This window comes from Streptomyces milbemycinicus (assembly GCF_002154605.1).
Classification (GTDB): domain Bacteria; phylum Actinomycetota; class Actinomycetes; order Streptomycetales; family Streptomycetaceae; genus Streptomyces; species Streptomyces milbemycinicus.
Window position 1 is genome coordinate 1 of record NZ_MUNE01000287.1, and the last position, 21269, is coordinate 21269.

The 21269-nt window shown below is 69.7% G+C and carries 19 protein-coding genes, 1 pseudogene and 1 riboswitch; of the genes and pseudogenes, 15 read left to right on the plus strand and 5 right to left on the minus strand.

Going from position 1 to position 21269, the window contains the following annotated elements:
* Positions 1-554: pseudogene (locus CCN51_RS22810) on the minus strand (hypothetical protein); the annotation flags it as partial.
* 248 nt (positions 555-802) lie between these two features.
* Here CCN51_RS22810 and CCN51_RS22815 point away from each other — a divergent pair.
* Positions 803-1780: a carbohydrate kinase family protein gene (locus tag CCN51_RS22815; RefSeq protein WP_014180378.1), complete on the plus strand. Its 978-nt coding sequence runs from the start codon at positions 803-805 to the stop codon at positions 1778-1780.
* Between the two features lie 15 nt (positions 1781-1795).
* Here CCN51_RS22815 and CCN51_RS22820 read toward each other — a convergent pair whose 3' ends face one another.
* Complete coding sequence (locus tag CCN51_RS22820; protein ID WP_014180379.1) at positions 1796-3232, minus strand: cysteine desulfurase/sulfurtransferase TusA family protein; 1437 nt, start codon at positions 3230-3232, stop codon at positions 1796-1798.
* 313 nt (positions 3233-3545) lie between these two features.
* On the opposite strand from CCN51_RS22820, the gene ctaC reads away from it, so the two are divergent.
* From ctaC to CCN51_RS22840, 4 genes are all read left to right on the plus strand, one after another.
* Positions 3546-4508, plus strand: a complete 963-nt coding sequence (gene ctaC, locus CCN51_RS22825; RefSeq protein WP_014180380.1) for an aa3-type cytochrome oxidase subunit II — start codon at positions 3546-3548, stop codon at positions 4506-4508.
* On the plus strand, positions 4505-6247 hold the full coding sequence (ctaD, locus tag CCN51_RS22830) for an aa3-type cytochrome oxidase subunit I (protein WP_086860024.1): 1743 nt from the start codon (positions 4505-4507) through the stop codon (positions 6245-6247). Before ctaC ends, ctaD begins: the two co-directional genes overlap by 4 nt.
* Positions 6244-6642 (plus strand): cytochrome c oxidase subunit 4, encoded by a 399-nt coding sequence (locus CCN51_RS22835; RefSeq protein WP_014180382.1) that lies wholly within the window; start codon positions 6244-6246, stop codon positions 6640-6642. Before ctaD ends, CCN51_RS22835 begins: the two co-directional genes overlap by 4 nt.
* Positions 6643-6862: 220 nt before the next feature.
* Positions 6863-8116: a L,D-transpeptidase gene (locus CCN51_RS22840; protein ID WP_078610973.1), complete on the plus strand. Its 1254-nt coding sequence runs from the start codon at positions 6863-6865 to the stop codon at positions 8114-8116.
* Between the two features lie 29 nt (positions 8117-8145).
* Here the strand turns inward: CCN51_RS22840 and CCN51_RS22845 are convergent, their stop codons facing one another.
* Positions 8146-8547 carry a hypothetical protein gene (locus CCN51_RS22845; RefSeq protein WP_086860026.1) on the minus strand — a complete coding sequence of 134 codons (402 nt, stop codon included), beginning with the start codon at positions 8545-8547 and terminating at the stop codon, positions 8146-8148.
* A 223-nt stretch (positions 8548-8770) separates the two neighbouring features.
* Between CCN51_RS22845 and ctaE the strand changes: the two genes are divergently transcribed.
* The 6 genes from ctaE (at position 8771) to CCN51_RS22875 (ending at position 16065) form a co-directional block, all read left to right on the plus strand.
* The gene (ctaE, locus tag CCN51_RS22850; RefSeq protein WP_014180385.1) at positions 8771-9391 is read left to right on the plus strand and encodes an aa3-type cytochrome oxidase subunit III; all 621 of its coding nucleotides are present in this window, start codon (positions 8771-8773) and stop codon (positions 9389-9391) included.
* Positions 9392-9459: 68 nt separating this feature from the next.
* Complete coding sequence (qcrC, locus tag CCN51_RS22855; RefSeq protein WP_014180386.1) at positions 9460-10269, plus strand: cytochrome bc1 complex diheme cytochrome c subunit; 810 nt, start codon at positions 9460-9462, stop codon at positions 10267-10269.
* A complete protein-coding gene (qcrA, locus tag CCN51_RS22860; RefSeq protein WP_043487786.1) occupies positions 10266-11321 on the plus strand; it encodes a cytochrome bc1 complex Rieske iron-sulfur subunit in 1056 nt (351 codons plus the stop codon). Before qcrC ends, qcrA begins: the two co-directional genes overlap by 4 nt.
* The gene (gene qcrB, locus CCN51_RS22865) at positions 11318-12949 is read left to right on the plus strand and encodes a cytochrome bc1 complex cytochrome b subunit (protein WP_014180388.1); all 1632 of its coding nucleotides are present in this window, start codon (positions 11318-11320) and stop codon (positions 12947-12949) included. The genes qcrA and qcrB overlap by 4 nt, the downstream gene beginning before the upstream one ends.
* A gap of 244 nt (positions 12950-13193) precedes the next feature.
* On the plus strand, positions 13194-14267 hold the full coding sequence (gene trpD / locus CCN51_RS22870; RefSeq protein ID WP_014180389.1) for an anthranilate phosphoribosyltransferase: 1074 nt from the start codon (positions 13194-13196) through the stop codon (positions 14265-14267).
* A gap of 89 nt (positions 14268-14356) precedes the next feature.
* Positions 14357-14474, plus strand: a riboswitch (SAM riboswitch).
* 211 nt (positions 14475-14685) lie between these two features.
* Positions 14686-16065 (plus strand): aminotransferase class V-fold PLP-dependent enzyme, encoded by a 1380-nt coding sequence (locus tag CCN51_RS22875; protein WP_014180390.1) that lies wholly within the window; start codon positions 14686-14688, stop codon positions 16063-16065.
* Positions 16066-16081: 16 nt separating this feature from the next.
* Here the strand turns inward: CCN51_RS22875 and CCN51_RS22880 are convergent, their stop codons facing one another.
* Together CCN51_RS22880 and CCN51_RS22885 are read right to left on the minus strand one after the other, a co-directional pair.
* Positions 16082-16363 carry an Lrp/AsnC ligand binding domain-containing protein gene (locus tag CCN51_RS22880; RefSeq protein ID WP_014180391.1) on the minus strand — a complete coding sequence of 94 codons (282 nt, stop codon included), beginning with the start codon at positions 16361-16363 and terminating at the stop codon, positions 16082-16084.
* Positions 16360-17073: a rhomboid family intramembrane serine protease gene (locus CCN51_RS22885; protein ID WP_014180392.1), complete on the minus strand. Its 714-nt coding sequence runs from the start codon at positions 17071-17073 to the stop codon at positions 16360-16362. Before CCN51_RS22885 ends, CCN51_RS22880 begins: the two co-directional genes overlap by 4 nt.
* 174 nt (positions 17074-17247) lie before the next feature.
* On the opposite strand from CCN51_RS22885, the gene CCN51_RS22890 reads away from it, so the two are divergent.
* From CCN51_RS22890 to CCN51_RS22905, 4 genes are all read left to right on the plus strand, one after another.
* Positions 17248-17493 (plus strand): hypothetical protein, encoded by a 246-nt coding sequence (locus tag CCN51_RS22890; protein ID WP_014180393.1) that lies wholly within the window; start codon positions 17248-17250, stop codon positions 17491-17493.
* 17 nt (positions 17494-17510) lie between these two features.
* Positions 17511-18872: an NYN domain-containing protein gene (locus tag CCN51_RS22895; protein ID WP_043487788.1), complete on the plus strand. Its 1362-nt coding sequence runs from the start codon at positions 17511-17513 to the stop codon at positions 18870-18872.
* 304 nt (positions 18873-19176) lie between these two features.
* Positions 19177-20202, plus strand: coding sequence for a C40 family peptidase (locus CCN51_RS22900; RefSeq protein WP_014180395.1), 1026 nt, complete (start codon positions 19177-19179; stop codon positions 20200-20202).
* 332 nt (positions 20203-20534) lie between these two features.
* Positions 20535-21269 (plus strand): coiled-coil domain-containing protein (locus tag CCN51_RS22905; RefSeq protein ID WP_245881669.1); only part of this gene is annotated, 735 nt, incomplete at its 3' end.

Sequence of the window (21269 nt, forward strand, 5' to 3'; positions counted from 1 at the left end):
CCGGTGGCGGTGTCCGGCGGCTCTACGCAGGAGGTGCCGCCCGGGGACCCGTAGGCCGTGTACGACCAGCCGCCCGGCGCCTTCTGGCTCACCTGGAGCACCGGGCCCATCGCGTCCTTGGCGCCCCCGACCTTCCATACGCCGTGGTCCGGGCGCGGGGTGCCCGCCACGTCCAGGGCCTTGGCCAGCCGCGCCACCTCGGCCTTGGAGACCTTGGCGCCGGTCCGGTACACGGGCGCCGACTCGGGCCCGTCCGGCAGCTTGCCCGCGGCCTTGTACTCCCGGCCGTACGGGTTCGGCTCGCCCGGCGCGATCCCCTCCGTGCCCGAGGACGCGAATCCGTCCAGCGCGAGCGGCTTCGGCGAACCGTCCTTCTGTGCGGCGCCCGGATCCTGCGTGCCGCCGCCCGCGGCGGTGGAGGCCCAGTACGCCCCGCCGCCACCGGCGAGCAGCACCGCCGCCGCCACCGAGGCGATGGCCAGCGGCGAACGCCGCCGCGGCCGAGGGTTCTCGCCTTCGGGGGTCTGTGGGGTGTCGGTGTCCTCGGTGCTCACCGTTTCGCTCCTTCGGCTCCGCTTTGGCTGTACCGTCCCATCTCTCGCGAGGGGACGCCGCTGAGACGGAGCGCGGGGGCGTGTGGTTCCTCCATGCGCCGTAACCGGCGTCGTGTGCATCGTGAACGCGGTAAGCAAAGAGCTACTATCGGGTGGTTTCGACCATTCGTGCGGGGGTGGCGGAGCCGATAGCGTAAGGCGCGCGTTTCCTCCGACTTTCCTCCGTCTCCCGCAGGAGCAGACCAGCCGTGCGTATCGCAGTCACCGGCTCCATCGCCACCGACCACCTGATGACCTTCCCCGGCCGCTTCGCCGATCAGCTGGTCGCAGACCAGCTGCACACGGTCTCCCTCTCCTTCCTGGTGGACACCCTCGACGTCCGCCGCGGCGGTGTCGGCCCCAACATCTGCTACGGCATGGGCGTCCTCGGCCTGCGCCCGATCCTCGTCGGGGCGGCCGGGGCGGACTTCGCGGAGTACCGGGCCTGGCTGGAGCGCCACGGAGTGGACACCGATTCCGTCCATATCTCCGAGGTGCTGCACACCGCGCGCTTCGTGTGCACCACCGACTCCGACCACAACCAGATCGCGTCCTTCTACACCGGCGCGATGAGCGAGGCCCGTCAGATCGAGCTGCAGCCGGTCGCCGACCGGGTCGGCGGGCTCGACCTCGTCCTCATCAGCGCGGACGACCCGGAGGCGATGGTCCGCCACACCGACGAGTGCCGCACCCGTAACATCCCGTTCGCCGCCGACCCCTCCCAGCAGCTCGCGCGCATGGGCGGCGACGACATCCGGCTGCTCGTCGAGGGCGCGGACTACCTGTTCACCAATGAGTACGAGGCGGCGCTGATCGAGACCAAGACCGGCTGGTCGGCGGACGAGATCCTGGCCAAGGTCCACACCCGCGTCACCACGCTCGGGGCGCAGGGCGTACGGATCGACCGCGCCGGCGAGCAGCCGATCGTCGTCGGCTGCCCGGAGGAGGAGGCGAAGGTGGACCCGACGGGCGTCGGCGACGCGTTCCGCGCCGGGTTCCTCGCCGGGCTCTCCTGGGACCTGTCCCTCGAGCGCGCGGCCCAGGTGGGCTGCATGCTCGCCACGCTTGTCATCGAGACCCTCGGCCCCCAGGAGTACGAGCTGCGCCGCGGCCACTTCACGGAGCGCTTCGCCAAGGCGTACGGCCAGGACGCGGCCTCCGAGATCCAGCCGCACCTGGGCAGCTGAGGGGTTCCGCGGGGCCTACGCCCGGCGGCGGACGCGGTACGCCGTGCCGCGGTCGGCCGGGCGTTCGCCCACGTATTCGTGGCCGCGCATCGCGCACCACGCCGGGATGTCCAGCCGGGCGGCCTCGTCGTCGGCGAGCACCGTGACGAGGCCGCCGACCGGGACGTCCCCGATGACCTTGGCCAGCTCGATGACCGGGATCGGGCAGAGCTTGCCGAGGGAGTCGACCACCAGCTCATCCTCCCTCTCCTCGCCGCCCGGACCGGAGACGGCCGCCGGGGCCGCCGAACGCGCCGCAACCTCTTCGTCCTGCTCCGGTGCGCCCAACTGCCCGCGCACCCGGCGCACCACGTCCGGCAGCAGGCCGAGGAACCGCTCCACGTCCTCCTCGAGCGTCCCCAGCGGCAGCGAGACGCGGACGTTGCCTTCGGACAGCACGCCCATCGCGCGCAGCACATGGCTCGGCGTCAGGGTGCTTGAGGTGCACGAGGAGCCGGAGGAGACGGAGAAGCCCGCGCGGTCCAGCTCGTGCAGCAGTGTCTCCCCGTCGACATAGAGACATGAGAAGGTCACCAGATGGGGCAGCCGCCGCTCCGGGTCGCCGACCACCTCCACGTCGGGGATCAGCCGGGGCACGCGTGTGCGGATCCGGTCGACCAGCTCCCGCAGCCGCTCCGCCTCCGCGGCGGACTCCTCCCGTACGGCGCGCAGCGAGGCCGCGGCCGCCACGACGGCCGGGATGTTCTCGAAGCCGGGGGCGCGGCCCGACTCGCGCTCGTCCGCCGGGCCGTGGGCGGCGAAGCGCACGCCCTTGCGTACGGCCAGCAGGCCGACGCCCGACGGGCCGCCCCACTTGTGGGCGCTCGCGGTCAGCAGCGACCAGTCGCCCGCGACCGCGCCCCAGGCCAGCGACTGCGCGGCGTCCACGAGCAGCGGCACACCCGCCTCCGCGCACTCCGCCGCGGCCTCGGCCACCGGCTGCCGGGTGCCCACCTCGTGGTTGGCGGACTGCAGAGCGGCCAGGGCGGTCGGGCCGGGGGCGTCGCGCAGCGCGGCGGCGTACCCGCCCGGCGCGATGCGGCCGGTGCTGTCCACCGGGACCTCGCTGACCGTGCCGCCGCCCGCCTCGTGGGCGGCCGCGGCGTGCAGCACCGCGGAGTGCTCGACGGCGGAGACGACCAGATGGCGGCCGGCCCGGCGGCGGCCGGCGAGGGCTCCGGCGATGCCGTCGTGCAGTGCGCGGGTACCCGAAGAGGTGAAAGTGAGTTCGTCGGGACGACAGCCGACGGCCTCGGCCGCCGCCTCCCGCGCCGCGTCCAACAGCAGCCTGGCGCGCCGCCCCTCGCGGTAGAGGCGGGCCGGGTCGGCCCAGCCCTCGTCGAGCGCGGCGAGCAGCGCCTGGCGGGCGACGGGGTGCAGTGGGGCGGACGAAGCGGCGTCGAAGTAGGGCACATACAGAACGCTAGTCGCAGCCAGAACGCTAGTCGCAGCCCGCGGAAGTCGCGTCGGTGCCTCGGAGGCGTTTTTCCGGGTCTTCGCGGGGCTCTTCGGGCCGCTTCAGCTGTTCTTCAGGTCCCCTTCGAACGGGTTCCTCCACCTCTTCGGGGAGCACCCCGGCGCGTTGGGCACCCTCCCCGCGCAGCCCTAAAAGACGTCCAGTAGGGTTTGCTCCGCATAAACATCCAAACCCCTGCCCGCACCGGGCCGGCGACCGACCAGCGAGACGGCCGCGGCCGTGCGGGCGAGACTCTCGGGAAGGCGCTACGTGAGTCCCAACGGCTCCGACCGCTCGTCGCGGCGCCCGGTGCGGCGGAAGCTGCTGCAGGCGCTGGCCGCGGGCTTGGTCCTGGCGACCGCCACCGGTTGCACATCAAAGGACTTCCCCCGCCTCGGAATGCCCACCCCGGTCACGGAGGAGGCGCCGCGGATCCTCTCCCTGTGGCAGGGCTCGTGGGCGGCTGCGCTCGCCACGGGCGTGCTGGTCTGGGGCCTGATCCTGTGGTCGGTCATCTTCCACCGCCGCAGCAGGACCAAGATCGAGGTTCCCGCGCAGACCCGGTACAACATGCCCATCGAGGCGCTGTACACCGTGGTCCCGATCATCATCGTCTCGGTGCTCTTCTACTTCACCGCGCGTGATGAGAACGAGCTGCTGAAGACCTCCGCGAAGCCGGCCCATGTGATCAACGTGGTGGGCTACCAGTGGAGCTGGGGCTTCAACTACATGGAGAACGTGGACGGGAACCTGTCCACGCCGGCGAAGACCCCCGAGGAGGTCTCGTCGATTCCGGACCGCATGCTCAAGGCCGTGCCCAAGGGCGCCGAGGGCGTCTACGAGGCGGGCACCCCGGGCGACCGGAACCCGGACAAGGGCTGGCCGGGCCCCACCCTGTACCTGCCCAAGGGTGAGAAGGTCCAGTTCATCCTGACCTCCCGTGATGTCATCCACTCGTTCTGGGTGGTCCCCTTCCTGATGAAGATGGACGTCATCCCGGGGCACACCAACCGCTTCGAGGTGACCCCGAACAAGTACGGCACCTTCATGGGCAAGTGCGCCGAGCTGTGCGGCCAGGACCACTCGCGGATGCTCTTCAACGTCAAGGTCGTCTCTCCGAAGGAATACCGGAAGCACCTGGCGGACCTGGCGAAGAAGGGCCAGACCGGCTACATCCCGGCGGGCATTGAGCAGACGGAAGCCGCCAAGAACGCGGAGACCAAGAACCGATGAGCATCCTCAACGAACCTCAGGGTGCCGACGCAGCCACCGCGCAAGCGGACGAGCTGCCCGTGCGCCGCAAGCAGCCAGGGAACGTCGTCGTCAAGTGGTTGACCACCACCGACCACAAGACGATCGGGACGCTCTACCTCGTCACGTCGTTCGCCTTCTTCTGCATCGGTGGCCTCCTGGCGCTGTTCATGCGCGCCGAGCTGGCCCGTCCCGGTTCGCAGCTGATGACGAACGAGCAGTTCAACCAGGCGTTCACCATGCATGGCACGATCATGCTGCTGATGTTCGCCACGCCGCTGTTCGCCGGCTTCGCGAACTGGATCATGCCGCTGCAGATCGGCGCCCCTGATGTGGCGTTCCCGCGGCTGAACATGTTCGCCTACTGGCTGTACCTGTTCGGCTCGCTGATCGCGGTCGCCGGGTTCCTCACCCCGCAGGGCGCGGCGGACTTCGGCTGGTTCGCGTACTCGCCGCTGTCGGACGCGGTCCGCTCGCCGGGCGTGGGCGCCGATATGTGGATCATGGGTCTGGCCTTCTCCGGCTTCGGCACCATCCTCGGCTCGGTCAACTTCATCACCACCATCATCTGCATGCGCGCTCCGGGCATGACGATGTTCCGCATGCCGATCTTCACCTGGAACGTGCTGCTCACCGGTGTGCTGGTGCTGCTGGCCTTCCCGGTCCTGGCCGCCGCGCTGTTCGCCCTGGAGGCGGACCGTAAATTCGGGGCACATGTCTTCGACGCGGCCAATGGCGGCGCATTGCTCTGGCAACACCTCTTCTGGTTCTTCGGCCATCCAGAGGTGTACATCATCGCGCTACCGTTCTTCGGAATCGTCTCCGAGATCATTCCGGTCTTCTCGCGTAAGCCGATGTTCGGTTACATCTCCCTGATCGGCGCGACGATTTCGATCGCGGGCCTTTCGGTGACGGTGTGGGCGCACCATATGTACGTCACAGGCGGCGTGCTCTTGCCGTTCTTCTCCTTCATGACGTTCCTGATCGCGGTGCCGACCGGTATCAAGTTCTTCAACTGGCTCGGCACCATGTGGAAGGGGTCGCTGAGCTTCGAGACCCCGATGCTGTGGACGATCGGCTTCCTGATCACGTTTGTCTTCGGCGGTCTGACCGGTGTCATCCTGGCCTCGCCGCCGATGGACTTCCACGTCTCGGACTCGTACTTCGTGGTGGCCCACTTCCACTACGTGGTCTTCGGTACGGTCGTGTTCGCGATGTTCGCCGGATTCCACTTCTGGTGGCCGAAGTTCACCGGCAAGATGCTGGACGAGCGCCTGGGCAAGATCACCTTCTGGACGCTGTTCATCGGCTTCCACGGTACGTTCCTGGTCCAGCACTGGCTCGGTGCCGAGGGCATGCCGCGCCGGTACGCCGACTACCTGGCGGCCGACGGCTTCACCACGCTGAACACCATCTCGACCATCAGTTCGTTCCTGCTCGGTCTGTCGATCCTGCCGTTCTTCTACAACGTCTGGAAGACCGCCAAGTACGGCAAGAAGGTCGAGGTCGACGACCCGTGGGGCTACGGCCGCTCGCTTGAGTGGGCGACCTCCTGCCCGCCGCCGCGGCACAACTTCCTCACGCTGCCGCGCATCCGCTCCGAATCCCCGGCGTTCGACCTGCACCACCCGGAGATCGCGGCCCTCGACCAGCTCGAGAACCACGGGGCCGCCGCGTCCGATGACAAGGCCCTCGTGGGTGGCAAGGAGGCCGGCAAGTGAAGGTCCAAGGCCGACTTTTCATCTGGCTCGCCGTCTTCATCCTCGTCATGGCGATCGTCTATGGCGTGTGGTCGAAGGAGCCGGCCGGCACCACCGCGCTCTTCCTGGCCTTCGGGCTGAGCGTGATGATCGGCTACTACCTCGCCTTCACCGCCCGCCGGGTGGATGTCGGGGCGCAGGACAACAAGGACGCCGATGTCGCGGACGACGCCGGTGAGCTGGGCTTCTTCTCCCCGCACAGCTGGCAGCCGCTCTCCCTGGCGATCGGTGGCGCCCTGGCCTTCATGGGCGTGATCTTCGGCTGGTGGCTGCTGTACTTCTCGGCCCCGATCATCCTGGTCGGCCTCTTCGGCTGGGTGTTCGAGTACTACCGCGGTGAGAACCAGAACCAGTAACCGGTCAGCCGCCGGAACCCGGTTCACCGGAACTCGGCTCAGCGGGCCCCGGTGAACCGGGTCCGAGCGGGGCCCGGACACCTTCTCCAGGTGTCCGGGCCCCGCTTCGTTGTCCCGCCGGACCCCGACACCCCCGACGCCCCCGACACCCAGGTCCTCCCATTCACTCGACTGCCACATACCGCGAGCCATCCGGGGCCGGTCTTCTTAGCTTGTGACCATGAGCCACACACCTCGATCACCCCGATCCCGGACGGTGCTCGGCTGCGCTCTGCTGCTGGCACCCCTGATAGCGACGGGGCTCACCGGATGCGGCGGCCCCTCCTCGGACCCGTTGGCGGCCAAGCCGTACGACGCGGCCGACCAGGTCGCCTTCAGCGGCGTGGGCGGCTCCCACAAGGCCGACCCCGACAAGCCACTTGAGGTCACGGCCAAGGGCGACGACAGCCGCATCACCGACGTCACGGCGACCGACTCCGCGGGGCGGTACGTACGCGGGGAGCTCACGCCCGACGGCAAGCGCTGGCGCAGCACCGTGCCCCTGGCCGCCGGAACGCACTACACGCTGCGGGTGAGCACCGAGGACGCCGACGGGGCGCCGGGGCGCCGGACCATCGGCTTCGACACCTCGGGGGCCGAGAGCAAGCTGCGGGTCACCTTCGGGCCCGACGCCGGCACTTACGGGGTGGGGCAGCCCGTCACCGCCTCACTCAACGCGCCCGTCAAGGACGCCTCGGCACGGGCCGTCGTCGAGCGCGCCCTGAAGGTGGACTCACAGCCCGCGGTGGACGGCGTCTGGCACTGGGTGGACGACCGGACCCTGCACTACCGTCCGCGCGACTACTGGCCCGCGCACGCCACGATCGACGTGCACGCCAACCTCAAGGGCATCCGGGTCGCGAACGGCCTGTACGGCGCCGCCTCCAAGCCGCTGCGGCTGCACACCGCCGACCGTCTCGAGGCGATCACCGACTCCGGCACCCACCAGATGACGGTGCTCAAGAACGGTCAGGCGATCCGTACCATCCCGATCACCACCGGTATGCCCGGCTTCGACACCCGCAACGGCATCAAGGTGATCCTCGCCAAGGAGTCCTCCGTACGGATGACCGGCGCCAGCATCGGCCTCGGCAACTCCTATGACCTGCTGGTCCACTGGGCCGCACGGGTGACGTGGAGCGGTGAGTACGTCCACGCCGCGCCCTGGTCCGTCGGCTCGCAGGGCGCGGCCAACGTCAGCCATGGCTGCACCGGGATGAGCAACGAGAACGCGCGCTGGTTCTTCGACACCGTGCGCCTCGGCGACATCGTCAAGGTCGTGAACAGCCATGGCGCGATGATGACGACGTTCGACAACGGATTCGGCGACTGGAACATGGCCTGGGACAAGTGGCGCGCGGGCAGTGCCGTGGCCTCAGCACGGGCCGACGGCGGCACCACGGCCGAATCGGCCAGGCTGCGGCCCCAGGTGTAGGGCGGCCCCGGATGCAGGAGGGTGACGCGTCAGGCGTCCACGGCGAGCTTCTGGCGCAACAGCCCCGCCAGCGCGTCCGCGAGGGCCACCGGGTCCACCGGATGGGTGACCGCGGCCTCGGCGCGGCTCCACGTGGCCAGCCAGGCGTCCTGCGGGCGGCCGATGAGCAGCAGAACCGGAGGGCAGCGGAAGATCTCGTCCTTGATCTGCCGGCAGACCCCCATGCCGCCCGCGGGCACCGCCTCGCCGTCCAGTACGCAGACGTCGATACCGCCGTCCTCCAGCGCCGAGAGGACGGCGGGGAGGGTCGCGCACTCCACGAACTCCACGGGCGGGACGTCGGGGGCGGGCCGCCGCCCGGCGGCGAGCCGGACCTGCTGGCGGGTGCCCGCGTCATCGCTGTAGACCAGCACCGTGGCGGTCGGCTGCATCGTTCCTCCGCGTTACGTGGTTGGACTTCTGGCGCGGATGCTACTCCGGTAGAGCTCTGGGGAGGAGGGGGCGTGCAACCCCGTCCTTCCTTCGGGGGACCGGCCGGCAAGCGCTCGACAACTGCCGGATCCCCGCTCGCAACGGGCCGTACGAGCAGCATCGATGCCCTTGACACTCCGAACGGTACCCCCGGGAGTGAGGGCTGGATAAGCGACCGACATAATGTCGGTCGTGGCGACAGCAACAGCAGTAGATACCGGGCACGCGCACCCGTCGGTCAACCGGCCGAACCTCACCAGCGTCGGAACCATCATCTGGCTGAGTTCCGAGCTGATGTTCTTCGCGGCCCTCTTCGCGATGTACTTCACCCTGCGATCGGTGACCGGCGCAGAGCACTGGAAGGAAATGGCGTCCGCGCTGAACTTCCCGTTCTCCGCGACGAACACCACGATCCTGGTGCTCTCCTCTCTCACCTGCCAGCTCGGTGTCTTTGCTGCCGAGCGCGGTGATGTGAAGAAGCTGCGCGCCTGGTTCGTGATCACCTTCATCATGGGCGCGATCTTCGTCGGCGGGCAGATCTTCGAATACACCGAACTGGTCAAGCACGAGGGTCTGTCGCTCTCGTCCGACCCGTACGGCTCGGTGTTCTACCTGACCACCGGCTTCCACGGACTGCATGTGACAGGCGGACTCATCGCCTTCCTGCTGGTCCTGGGCAGGACGTACGCGGCCAAGAGGTTCACTCACCAGCAGGCGACGGCGGCCATCGTGGTGTCTTACTACTGGCACTTCGTCGATGTCGTCTGGATCGGCCTCTTCGCCACGATCTACATGATCAAGTAATCCGGTCGCCGCACCGGCACCACGTCCTCAAAGCATCGACGCAGAAGATCCTGACACCGGGGTAATCCGTGAAAAAGCTCTCCGCACGACGGCGCCATCCGCTGGCTGCGCTCGTCGTCCTACTCTTCGCGCTGGCGGTCACCGGGGGGCTGTACGCCGCGTTCTCGCCGAGCGAGGCGAAGGCCGATGACAGCTCCGCCCAGTCCCTCGCCATCGAGGAGGGCAAGAAGCTCTACGCCGTCGGCTGTGCCAGTTGCCACGGCACCGGCGGCCAGGGTACGACCGACGGTCCGAGCCTGGTCGGCGTCGGCTCCGCCGCCGTGGACTTCCAGGTCAGCACCGGCCGCATGCCGGCGCAGCAGCCCGGGGCCCAGGTGCCCAAGAAGAAGAACATCTACTCGAACGCCCAGATCGAGCAGCTGTCCGCGTACATCGCCTCGCTCGGCCCCGGCCCGGTGACGCCGACCAAGGAGCAGTTCGACCCCGCGGGCGGCAACGTCGCCGAGGGCGGTGAGCTCTTCCGGACCAACTGCGCGCAGTGCCACAACTTCGTCGGCAAGGGCGGCGCCCTGACCAACGGCAAGTACGCGCCGTCCCTCGAGGGTGTGTCCCCCAAGCACCTCTACGAGGCCATGCAGACGGGCCCGCAGAACATGCCCTCCTTCCCGGACACCGTGATGCCGGAGGAGAAGAAGAAGGACATCATCGCGTACCTGGACACGGTCAACAGCGACAAGACCGAGACCCCCGGTGGTATGGAGATCGGCGGCCTGGGTCCGGTCAGTGAGGGTCTGTTCGGCTGGGTCTTCGGTATGGGTGCCATGATCGTCCTGACCATCTGGGTCGCCGCCCGGACCGCAAAGGCCAAGAAGTCATGAGTAGCCACGACATTTCACAACCAGACGCTAACCTGCCACACGGGCAGGAAGAGGGCGGCGAGGTGGAGGCGGCGGGCAATCCGTTCGCCGACCCGGGTCTGCCGCCCCATGAGCACCGTCAGCAGGACATCGACGAGCGCGCCGCGAGGCGCTCCGAGCGCACGATCGCGCTGCTGTTCACGGTCTCGATGCTGGCGACGGTCGCCTTCATCGCCTCGTATGTGGCCTTCCCGGTCGACAGGATCATCTATGTCTTCCCGCTCGGCCACATCAGCGCGCTGAACTTCTCGCTCGGCCTGACCCTCGGCATCGCGCTGTTCACCATCGGCGCGGGCGCGGTCCACTGGGCCCGCACCCTGATGTCCGATGTGGAGGTCGCCGACGAGCGTCACCCGATCGAGGCCGCGCCCGAGGTCAAGGCGAAGGTCCTGGAGGACTTCGCGGCGGGCGCCGCCGAGTCCGGCTTCGGCCGGCGCAAGCTGGCCCGGAACACCCTCTTCGGTGCGCTGACCCTGGTGCCGCTGGCCGGTCTGGTGCTGCTGCGCGACCTCGGCCCGCTGCCGCAGGACAAGCTCCGGCACACCAAGTGGGGCAAGGGCAAGCGCCTGATGAACTACAACACCATGCTGGCGCTGCGTCCCGAGGACATCGCGGTCGGTTCGCTCACCTTCGCCATGCCCGAGGGCATGAAGGAGTCGGACCACGACTTCCAGACGCAGATCGCCAAGGCCGCCCTGATGCTCGTCCGGCTGCAGCCGGAGAACATCAAGGACAAGCGCGAGCTGGACTGGTCGCACGACGGCATCGTCGCGTTCTCGAAGATCTGCACCCACGTCGGCTGCCCGATCAACCTGTACGAGCAGCAGACGCACCACGTCCTGTGCCCGTGCCACCAGTCGACGTTCGACCTCTCCGACGGTGGCCGCGTGATCTTCGGCCCGGCCGGGCACGCCCTGCCGCAGCTGCGGATCGGGGTCAACAAGGACGGTTACCTCGAAGCCAAGGGCGACTTCGCGGAGCCCGTCGGTCCTGCATTCTGGGAGCGCGGATGAGTACTGCAACTGAAACGCAGCGCGGCCGCAAGGCCCCCGCGGGCGAGCGCGTCGCCGACTGGGCCGACGGCAGGCTGGGCGTCTACAGCCTCGCCAAGGCCAATATGCGCAAGATCTTCCCGGACCACTGGTCCTTCATGCTGGGTGAGGTCGCGCTCTACAGCTTCATCATCATCATCCTCACGGGTGTGTATCTGACGCTGTTCTTCCACCCCAGCATGGAAGAGGTCGTGTACCACGGCCCGTACGTCCCGATGCAGGGCGTGCGGATGTCCGAGGCGTTCGCCTCGACGCTCGACATCAGCTTCGAGGTGCGCGGCGGTCTGCTCATCCGGCAGATCCACCACTGGGCCGCGCTGATCTTCCTCGCCGCGATGCTCGTGCACATGATGCGCGTCTTCTTCACCGGCGCGTTCCGCAAGCCGCGCGAGATCAACTGGCTGTTCGGCTTCCTGCTGTTCTTCCTCGGCATGCTGACCGGCTTCACCGGCTACTCGCTCCCCGACGACCTGCTCTCCGGCACCGGTCTGCGGTTCATCGAGGGCGTGTTCCTGTCGATCCCGGTCGTCGGCACCTACATCTCGATGTTCGTGTTCGGCGGCGAGTTCCCCGGGATGGACCTGATCCCCAGGCTCTACCCGGTCCACGTCCTGCTGCTGCCTGGCATCATGCTCGGCCTGCTGGTCGCGCACCTGATCCTGGTCTTCTACCACAAGCACACGCAGTACCCGGGCCCCGGCAAGACCGAGAAGAACGTGGTCGGCATGCCCCTGCTGCCGGTCTACATGGCCAAGGCGGGCGGCTTCTTCTTCCTGGTCTTCGGCGTGATCGCGATCCTCTCCGCAGTCGCCACGATCAACCCGATCTGGGCCATCGGACCGTACCGGCCGGACCAGGTGTCCACCGGCGCCCAGCCCGACTGGTACATGGGCTTCGCCGAGGGTCTGGTCCGAGTGATGCCCGGCTGGGAGATCAACGCCTGGGGCCACACGCTCGTCCTGGGCGTGTTCATCCCGATCGTGCTCTTCCCGCTGGTCCTGTTCGCGATCGGGGTCTACCCCTTCATCGAGTCCTGGATCACCGGCGACAAGCGCGAGCACCACATCCTGGACCGCCCGCGCAACGCCCCGACCCGTACTGCCTTCGGCGTCGCCTGGCTGACCGCCTACCTGGTGATGCTGGTCGGTGGTGGAAACGACCTGTGGGCCACCAGTTTCCACCTGTCGATCAACTCGATCACCTGGTTCGTCCGGATCGGCTTCTTCGCCGGCCCGGTGCTGGCCTTCATCGTCACCAAGCGGATCTGCCTGGGTCTGCAGCGGCGCGACAAGGACAAGGTGCTGCACGGCCGCGAGACCGGCATCATCAAGCGGCTGCCGCACGGCGAGTTCATCGAGGTGCACCAGCCGCTGTCGCAGGAGGACCTGCACAAGCTCACCCAGCATGAGCAGCCCGAGCCGTACGAGGTCGGCCCCGCGGAGGACGAGAACGGTGTCCGCCGGAAGATAAAGGGTTCGCAGAAGCTCCGGGCCAAGCTGTCCAAGGGCTACTACGGCGAGGACAACGTGATCCCCAAGCCGACCGCCGAGGAGTACAAGGAGATCACCAGCGGCCACGGCCACCACTGATCCCCTCAGCGCACACCTCAGCTGTACGCCACACACCAGGGCCCCGGGCCGGACCACAAGGTCCGGCCCGGGGCCCTGGGCCGTTGCAGCGGGCCCTGGGCTTCGTGCCGGGCCTGCGGGCTGTCCGGGACCCGGGCACGGGACCGTGTGCCCCGCCCACGCCGATAGGCTTGCCAGGGGCCAGCCGCTGCACAGCTGAACTGCGCGGACCCATCCCTGCCCAGCCGATATCCAGGAGCGGACCATGGACGTTGTGACCCCAGCCGGAGGCGACAACCGCGCGACGGCCCGCACCTGGCCGGACGTACTCGACTCGCTGCTGCTCGGCCACGACCTCACCGCCGACGACACCGCCTGGGTCATGGACCGGATCATGCGCGGCGAAGCCAGCGACGCACAGATCGCCGGTTTCGCGGTCGCGCTGCGCGCCAAGGGCGCGACCGTGGCGGAGGTGTCCGGTCTGGTCCGCACGATGTACGAGCATGCGAACGTGATCGAGGTCCCCGGGGCGACCGTCGACATCGTGGGCACCGGAGGCGACCGGGCCAAGACCGTCAACATCTCCACCATGTCGGCGCTCGTGGTGGCGGGCACCGGCGCGAAGGTCGTCAAGCACGGCAACCGCGCCGCGTCCTCCGCCAGCGGCTCCTCCGACGTCCTCGCGAAGCTCGGCGTCAACCTGGACCTGAGCCCGCAGCGGGTGGCCGAGGTCGCCGAGGAAGCCGGCATCACCTTCTGCTTCGCGGTGAAGTTCCACCCCTCGCTGCGCCATGTCGGCACCGCGCGCAGCGAGCTCGGCATCGCCACCATCTTCAACTTCCTCGGCCCGCTCACCAACCCGGCCCGGGTACGCGCCCAGGCCACCGGGGTCGCGGACGCCAAGATGGCGCCCATCATGGCCGGTGTGCTCGCCGAGCGCGGCACCTCCGCGCTGGTCGTCCGCGGCGACGACGGCCTCGACGAGCTGACCGTCACCTCGACCTCCCAGGTGTGGGTGGTCGAGGGCGGCACCGTACGCCAGGAGACCTTCGACCCGCGCGACGTCGGCATCGACCTCGTCCCGGTGGACGCCCTGCGCGGCGCCGACCCCTCGTACAACGCGGATGTCGCCCGGCGACTCCTGGCCGGGGAACGCGGACCGGTCCGCGACGCGGTACTGCTCAACTCGGCGGCCGCCCTGGTCGCCCTGGAGGGCGGCCCCGGCGACAAGCCCCTCACGGAGCGCATCGCGGCGGGCATCGAGAAGGCAGCCGTCTCCATCGACTCGGGCGCGGCCCGAGCCTCCCTGGAACGCTGGGTGCTGGCCACGAACGCGTAGCCCCGACTCTCGAGATGCCCCATAGGACCCCTGTCCGTATCGCGGACAGGGGTCTCGGTTCGTGACGGGGCATGGCATACTCCTGCGCAGGTCACGAGCGACAGCGACTTCGGCCCCGGCCCGCTGTCCGGCAACCCTCCGTCCGTGGCGGGGTGCCCCGGGTGATGACCAGGTCGCAGGCAATGAGGTCTGCGGCAAGCGCGGACCCCTCGCGGAACCCAGGGGTCCTGGTTGTCGAGGGAGTTCTTCCGTGATGCAGCGAATGCGCTAGGGCCGTCGGGCCCTGTTCCCTGAGTTTTCCCTCATTTCGCACGGTTCTCGTCCGTGCGGTGAGTTTCTTCTCCACGTGCCCGGCGGCGGGCTTTCGCCTGCCCGCGCGTGACGCATTCACCTCTTCGCCCTCCCGGGAGACTTCGCCATGTCCGCGACCGCTGCTGCCGCCACCGCAACCATTTCCCCGCTGCCCGTCCTCGGCCGTGATGTCCTCGTCCCGCTCGTCACCGGCGGTGAGGTCAGCTACGCCGCGCTGGACTACGCCGCCAGCGCCCCCGCCCTGCAGCGGGTGTGGGACGACATCGCGGCTTACGCCCCGTACTACGGCAGCGTGCACCGCGGGGCCGGCTATCTCTCGCAGCTGTCCACCGATCTGTTCGAGAACAGCCGCAGGGATGTCGCGGCCTTCCTCGGCTGCCGCCCCGACGATCAGGTGATCTTCACCCGCGCCACCACCGACTCGCTCAACCTCCTCGCCGCCGCCCTCCCGCAGGGCACCCGGGTGTTCGTGTTCGAGACGGAGCACCACGCCTCGTTGCTGCCGTGGCAGCAGCGGGAAGGCGTCGAGGTCGGCTATCTGAGCGCGCCGCGCTCCCCGCGGCAGGCCACCGAGACGCTGGAGCGGGCGTTGGCCGACTGGCGAGCTGAGGCAAACACGGGTGCCGCGCTGGTGTGTGTGACCGGTGCTTCGAATGTGACCGGTGAGCTGTGGCCGGTGCGGGAGCTGGCGGAGGTGGCCCATGCGTACGGCGCCCGGATCGTGCTGGACGCCGCGCAGCTGGCCCCGCACCACCCCGTGGACATCGCGGCCTTGGACGTCGACTGGGTCGCGTTCTCCGGGCACAAGCTGTACGCGCCCTTCGGGGCCGGGGTGCTCGCGGGGCGGGCGGACTGGCTGCGCGAGGCCCGGCCGTATCTCGCGGGCGGCGGCGCCAGCCGAAAGGTCGCGCGCAAGGGCGACGGCGGGGTGGATGTGGAGTGGCACACCACCGAGGCCCGGCATGAGGCGGGTTCGCCGAATGTCATCGGGGCGTACGCGATCGCCTCGGCGTGCAAGGCGCTGACCGAGGCCGGGTTCGAGTCCCTGGTGGCGCGGGAGCGGGAGCTGATCGCCAAGGTCCGCGCGGGGCTGGCGGAGGTGCCCGAGGTGCGGGTGTTGTCGCTGTTCGGGGATGACGCGCCCCGGGTGGGCGTCATCTCGTTCGTCGTGGAGGGCTGGAACAGCTCGCATTTCGCGGCCGCGCTCTCCGCGGAGTACGGCATCGGCGTACGCGACGGCCTGTTCTGCGCGCATCCGCTGGTGCGCACGCTGCTGGGCGGCGAGCCCGGGGAGACGGGCGAGTGCGGGGCTCCGGAGGCCGCGCCGGGGGAGCGGTCGCTGAACGCGATCCGGGTCAGCTTCGGCGCGGGCACCCCGGACGAGCACGTCGAGCGGTTCGTCGGCGCGGTGAAGGAGCTGGTCCGGGACGGCGCGAAGTGGAGTTACCGCACCGAGGACGGGCGTTGCGTCCCGGACCGCGGGTGACGTCGCGCGAGAGTGCTCAGCCGTCGAGGCCGATCGCGAAGGCGGCCTCGAGGTCGTGCTGGGAGTAGGTGCGGAAGGCGATATGGGTCTCGGTGGAGGCCACGCCCGGCACCTTGCTGATCCGGCCCGGGATGACCTCCGCGAGGTCGTCGTGCCGGGCCACCCGCACCATCGCGATCAGATCGTGTGCTCCGGTGACCGAGTAGACCTCGCTCACACCGTCGAGCGCGGCGATCTGCTCGGCGATCTCGGGGATCTGGTCCACGCTGGTCTTGATGAGCACGATCGAAGTGATCACGGCTGGCTTTCTCCCTCGCTGGACCTGACTGCCCTGCTCACTCTAGTCGTCCGCCCGAAGCGGGCCCACGCGTAGAGGAACCCGAGGCTGAACCCCACGAGGTGGGCGAGGTAGGCGACGCCGGGGCGGTCGTCGGCCCCGCGGGCGGCCAGCCACTGCAGCGCGAACCAGAAGATCAGCACCACCCAGGCGGGGAAGCGCAGGGGCAGGAAGAACAGAAACGGGAAGAGGCTGGTCACCCGGGCCCGGGGGAACAGCCACAGAAAGGCGCCGAGGACCCCGGAGATGGACCCGGAGGCGCCGACCAGGGTCTGGGTGGAGTCGGCGTGCGCCGCGGCGTAGCCGAGCAGCGCCAGATAGCCGGTGGCGAGGTAGAAGAGGGCGAACTGGATCCGCCCCATGCGCTCCTCGGCCATCGCCCCGAAGACGTAGAGAAACAGCATGTTGCCGAGCAGGTGCAGCCAGTTGCCGTGGACGAACAGCGCGGTCAGCGGGGTCAGCGGTTCGGCGGGCGCGCCGCTCCACAGAGTGCTGGGCACCACCCCCCACCGTTCGAAGTAGCCCGTCTGGGCCCGCAGCAGCTCGCCTCCCGTGCCATAGCCGGGGTTGAGGCCGGAGGCCGGTCCGTAGGCGAAGATCAGGCAGCAGGACGCGATGAGGGCGTAAGTCATCAGGGGGCGGCGGCCGGGCCCCTCCGACGTCTCGATCATGGGCAGATCATCGCGTATCGGGCTCAACCTGCCCAGAGTGCCTCGCCGCCGCGGGGGTGGGGCCGGGGAGCGCACCGGCCCCGGCGCGGGGCAGGGCTCAGGCCGTAGGGTTACAGCACGCCGAGTGCCACAGTGGAATCAAGGCGACCAAGACGATTGAGGACGATGACGCCCATGGCCGTGCCCCTGCCGACAGCCGAGACTCGCTGGCGCTGCACTCTGTGCGGCAACCTGACCCGGTTCGATGTGACGCGTTCGACGAAGGCTGTCGAGTACGTCCATCTCGACCTGGGCGGGGAGCCGAGGATCGAGGAGCGCGAGGTGGTCAGTGAGACCATTGAGTCGGTGCGCTGCCGCTGGTGCAACGCGGTCGACCAGATCGAGCTGGTCGACCGTCCGGGCGCGAGCGCGAGCGCCTGAGAACGGAGCGATGACAGGTGGTGGAGCGGACGGGCGACCCCGCGTCGGCCGGTGACGCCGAGGGCGTCGCCGAGGCGCTCGACCGCCCCCTGCCGGAGGGGGTCAGGCGCCGGGTCGTGGCCTTGGTGGCGGATGCCTTCGGAGGGCTGATGGTCACCGAGCTGCCCGCCCAGCTGCGGCAGTACGCCCGCTTCACCCCGACCCGCCGGGCGAAGTTCGCGGGCAATGCGATGGCCGCCGCCGTGGAGTCCGATCCGGTCTTCCGGCAGCGGGTCGCGGGGCGGCTGCGGGAGACGCAGCAGGAGCTCGCCGAGGCCATCGAGGGCGGTTCGCCGCCGGCCGCCGCCGATCCGGAGGACGTCGCGGCGCTGGCCTATGTGCTGCGGCCGGCCGGCTGGGTCAAGCTGGTCGAGGCCGCGGGCGAGGAGGCGCAGCGGGCGTCCGCCGAGCGGGCGGGCGAGGAGGCGGAGCGCGAACTGCGGCGGCTGCGCGAGGAGCTGGCCGAGGCGAGGGCGGCGGCGCGTACGGAGGCCGAGCGGTCCCGCGGCGAGCTGGAGGCGGCCCGTAAGGAGTCGGACGCGCTGCACCGGAAGCTGCGCAGCGCGCTCAGCGACGTCAAGCGTGGCGAGGCGGCGCTGCGCAAGGCCGCCTCCGAGCTGGAGTCCGTACGGTCGGCGGCGGCGGTGCGGCAGGCCACGGCGGAGGGCGAGGCGCGGCGGCTGCGGGCCCGGCTCGCCGAGACGGAGTCGGCGCTGGAGACCAGCCGGCGGGCGGCCCGGGAGGGGCGCAGCGTCGAGGACATGCGGGTGCGGCTGCTGTTGGACACGGTGCTGGACGCGGCGCAGGGGCTGCGGCGCGAACTGGCGCTGCCGCCCGCGTCGATGCGCCCGGCGGACGCGGTGGACGCGGTCCAGCCGGGCAAGATGACGCCGAGGGACATAGCGACCAGGGCGCTGTCGGAGATGGACCCCGCGCTGCTGGACCAGCTGCTGGCGCTGCCCCAGGCCCATTTGGTGGTGGACGGCTACAACGTCACCAAGACCGGCTATCCGACGATGCCGCTGGACAAGCAGCGGCTGCGGCTGCTGGGCGGGCTCGCGGTGCTGGCGGCCCAGTCCGGCGCCGAGATGACCTGTGTCTTCGACGGGGCGGAGCTGGCGGCGCCGGTGCTGCTTGCGCCGCCGCGCGGGGTGAGGGTGCTGTTCAGTAAGCCGGGGGTGACCGCGGACGAGCTGATCAGGCAGCTGGTGCGGGCCGAGCCGCCGGGCCGGCCGGTGGTCGTGGTCTCGACGGACCGCGAGGTGGCCGACGGGGTGGCCAAGGCCGGGGCACGACCGGTCTCGTCCGCTCTGTTGCTCAAGCGGCTCGCACGTACTTAAGTGATTCCGTACGACGCGGGGGCGGCGCTCGTATGGCCGTTGACGCCTGCGGAGCGTCAACCGACCGTTACGGTATGTGTGATGTTTGTAAAAGATGCGCTCGGAGACCGACTTTTTTGTCAGTGGGATTTGAACGGATCACGACGAGGTCACTAAGGTCGGCTCGAACCTCCGCGCGGTTGATCATCCATCGGGGATGTCAGCGGGGGTACCGCCGAGTCCGCGTGCGCTGCATTTCGCGGAGCCGGGGTCTTGAACCCCCACTCACCCGGTAGGCGGCTCGAGGAAGAAGGAGCTCGCCCCCGTGGCGTCCCACCGTCGACCCAAGCAGCCGAGCCGCACTCGGGTAACCGTCTTCACCGCGACCGCCGCTGCGGCCGTCGCCCTCTCGTCCCAGGCCGCGCAGGCCGCGCCCAAGGCGGACAAGAAGGACGTCAAGGAGCAGGTCGACACGCTCTACGAGCAGGCGGAGCAGGCGACCGAGAAGTACAACGGCGCCAAGGAGAAGAAGGAGAAGCTGGAGAAGCAGACCGGCGAACTCCAGGACAAGGTGGCGCGCGGCCAGGAGGAGCTGAACAAGCTCCGCAACGGCCTCGGTTCGATGGCCACCGCCCAGTACCGCTCCGGCGGCATCGACCCCTCCGTGCAGCTGCTGCTCTCCTCCGACCCGGACACCTACCTCGACAAGGCCTCCACGCTCAGCCAGTTGAGCGGCAAGCAGGCCGAGTCGCTGCGCAAGATCGCCGACAAGCAGCGCACGCTCAAGCAGCAGCGCCAAGAGGCGTCCACGAAGCTCCAGGACCTCGAGGACACCCGTAAGGCGCTGGGCGAGAAGAAGAAGGAGATCCAGGGCAAGCTCTCCAAGGCCCAGCAGCTCCTGAACACCCTCACCGCCCAGGAGCGGGCCGCGCTCGCCGCCAAGGAGCAGGAGCGTGCCAACCGCTCCAACGAGCGGGTCGACCTGGGCAACGACGTGCCCGACTCGCAGATCGCCGCCGCCGCGCTGGCGGCCGCCAAGACGAAGATAGGCTCGCCGTACGTCTGGGGCGCGACCGGGCCGTCCTCCTTCGACTGCTCCGGGCTCACCGGCTGGGCGTACTCGCAGGCCGGCGCCTCCCTGCCGCGTATCTCGCAGGACCAGGCCAACGCCGGCACCCGCATAAGCCGCAGCCAGCTCAAGCCGGGCGACCTGGTGCTCTTCTACAGCGATCTGCACCACATAGGGCTGTATGCGGGCAACGGCCAGGTGCTGCACGCCCCCAAGCCCGGGGCGAATGTGCGCTACGAGTCGATGGACAACATGCCGTTCATGTTCGGCGTCCGGGTCTGATCCCCGCCGCACCCGAACCGTCCGTTCGGGGGAATTCGGGGAAGAGGACAAGCGTCCGCTGACCGACCGCCCCGCCGGTGACCTGCGTCTCCGGCGGGGCGTCACCTTGTGTACCCGCCACGCTTCTTGGACCGCGCGTGTTCGCACGGCTACTGTCTGCGCGCAGTTCCGACATAGCGGACTTCCCGACACAGCGGAAGGAAGTGCGGCTTCCCATGGCGTCTTGTCGCCGTTCCCCTCAATCCGGTTCTCTGATCATTCGGTCTGGTTCCCTGACCATTCGGTCCGGTCCCCTGACCGTCCTGGCCGCCGCCTCGGCCGCCGTGGCCTCGGTGGCAGCGCTGTCGGCGGTGCCGGCCAGCGCCGAGCCGCACGACCCCGCCTCGGACACCACGGCTCCGCATGCCACGGCTCCGCACGCCACCCCCGGCGCGGTGGAGCGGCTGTACGCGCAGGCGGAGCGGGCGACCGAGCGCTACAACGCGGCCGAGGCGCACACCCAGGGGCTGCGCCGCCAGGTCGACCGGCTCCAGGACCGCGTCGCCCGCGGCCAGGAGCGGCTGAACCGGATGCGGGTGGCGCTCGGCGCCCTCGCGGGCGGGCAGTACCGGTCCGGCGGGGTCGACCCCGGCCTCGCGCTGATCCTCTCCGAGGACCCCGCCAACTACCTCGACAAGGCCGCAACCTTGCAGCGCATCGGCAAGCGGCAGGCCGGGCAGCTACGGGTCTTCGACAGCGCCCAGCGGACGCTGCGCCAGCAGCGCGCGGAGGCGGCGGCCAGGCTCGCGCGGCTGGAGCACGGCCGCAAGGTCGTCATCCGCCACAAGCGGGCCGTACGGCACAAGCTCGCCACGGCGCGCCGGCTGTTCAACGCCCTGCCGGCCGCCCAGCGCGCGGCCTATCTGCAAAGCTCGCCCGCGATGTCCCGGGCGGTGGGCAGCCCCGAGCCGCCGCCGTCCTCGCCGCGCGCCGCTGCCGCGCTCGAGGCCGCGCGCCGGGCGGTGGGCCAGCCGTACGCGTGGGGGCAGGCCGGGCCCACCGCCTTCGACTGCTCGGGGCTGACCCAG

Bases quoted from the DNA above. Each gene is read 5' to 3' on its own strand.
- CCN51_RS22890 (WP_014180393.1), top strand. From the start codon at position 17,248: ATGGCCGTGCCCCTGCCGACAGCCGAGACTCGCTGGCGCTGCACTCTG.
- CCN51_RS22840 (WP_078610973.1), top strand. From the start codon at position 6,863: ATGAGCCACACACCTCGATCACCCCGATCCCGGACGGTGCTCGGCTGC.
- ctaD (WP_086860024.1), top strand. From the start codon at position 4,505: ATGAGCATCCTCAACGAACCTCAGGGTGCCGACGCAGCCACCGCGCAA.
- CCN51_RS22845 (WP_086860026.1), bottom strand. From the start codon at position 8,547: ATGCAGCCGACCGCCACGGTGCTGGTCTACAGCGATGACGCGGGCACC.
- ctaE (WP_014180385.1), top strand. From the start codon at position 8,771: ATGTCGGTCGTGGCGACAGCAACAGCAGTAGATACCGGGCACGCGCAC.
- CCN51_RS22885 (WP_014180392.1), bottom strand. From the start codon at position 17,073: ATGATCGAGACGTCGGAGGGGCCCGGCCGCCGCCCCCTGATGACTTAC.
- CCN51_RS22875 (WP_014180390.1), top strand. From the start codon at position 14,686: ATGTCCGCGACCGCTGCTGCCGCCACCGCAACCATTTCCCCGCTGCCC.
- qcrB (WP_014180388.1), top strand. From the start codon at position 11,318: ATGAGTACTGCAACTGAAACGCAGCGCGGCCGCAAGGCCCCCGCGGGC.
- trpD (WP_014180389.1), top strand. From the start codon at position 13,194: ATGGACGTTGTGACCCCAGCCGGAGGCGACAACCGCGCGACGGCCCGC.
- qcrA (WP_043487786.1), top strand. From the start codon at position 10,266: ATGAGTAGCCACGACATTTCACAACCAGACGCTAACCTGCCACACGGG.